This window comes from Gammaproteobacteria bacterium CG11_big_fil_rev_8_21_14_0_20_46_22, from assembly GCA_002796245.1.
Lineage (GTDB): Bacteria > Pseudomonadota > Gammaproteobacteria > UBA12402 > UBA12402 > 1-14-0-20-46-22.
In genome coordinates this window covers 854-1,945 of the sequence record PCWT01000036.1, presented here as the reverse complement: position 1 = coordinate 1,945, position 1,092 = coordinate 854, and the positions used below count along the sequence as shown (strand labels likewise).

Annotated in this window: 1 protein-coding gene; it reads right to left on the bottom strand. The window is 45.2% G+C overall.

Going from position 1 to position 1,092, the window contains the following annotated elements:
• Positions 1–117: 117 nt before the first annotated feature.
• Positions 118–1,092 (bottom strand): hypothetical protein (locus COV52_04620; GenBank protein ID PIR11290.1); only part of this gene is annotated, 975 nt, incomplete at its 5' end.

The following is a 1,092-nucleotide window of genomic DNA, read 5'->3' as shown; positions in this document are numbered from 1 at the left end:
TGCGTTTTCTCATCAAATTTCCGCCCAACCTCGCCTCAAAACTGAACGTTTGTGGTTAAGTTGAGCAAAATATTTTTAATGGGACAACCGTGCACTCTGGCCTTTTTGACGTATCAGTTATTCTTGCTCTTGAGCAAGTTCTGGAAACGCGCTCAAGTCTTTTGAATTAGCTTGTCTTAGCTTATGACTAGCAGTATCAATCGTGTAAAGCTTTCCGGCCATTGCGCTAAAGTTCTTCGGTTGGTAGCTAGTGTTTGGCAAACTTGTTGCAGCGTCATGGTCAAATATCGTGCTCGAGTTTATGCTGTTTAAGCCATTACCTTTAAATCGGCCGAATGCGACTATTCTAGTCTGCGGCAAAGCCTTCATCACCTTAGCAGCAGTGTTTGTGCTGATGGGATCAGTTGCTAGGCTCAGCAGATGAATAGGCGTTTTAGCTTTAGCTAAGTGGTTAATAGCCGGCTGGGTATTTACCAAAGATTGTGTTGCAGCTTCACCCACTGTGGCAAAAGCTGCTTTGTGATTAATGGCTAGGGCTGCTGATTCCTCTACAGCTTTTGGTGTAAAAGGTCCCTCGATAGCGACGGCTTGAAAGTTTTGAGTATTGGGCGCTATATTTTTAGTGCTGGATAAAGGCTTCTTTCCACGGTTGGTAATGCTAAAAATATGCTGCAGACGAAGCGAGCTTTTTTTGTTAAGAACCGCTAAGCCACTATCGAAGAGTGCGCCTCCTTGGTTTGAGGGTACTTCTACGGTCAATGTTCCATGAGTGACGGAGTAATAGGGGTTCGGATCGCCTTCCATATTAAACTTTAGCGGTATTGCACAGGTAAAATATCCGGAGCCTGAACTTGATGGCCCGCATAATTGGCTTGGATTTGTAATGTAAGAGCAGGGTACGGCACCGGCTCCAACACAGGCCTTACTTCGTGCAACATAAGTCTCGATGCTTCGATCGAAAACGGGGGGATTTAAGCCGTAATGGTTGAAAGTATTTGTGAGTTGGTGATATTGGCCTGCATCAGGATCAAGGTTAACGGCAAGCGCGCTGGTTGTTAACGCACCCACTAATAACGTTGAGCCTAGGAAAAA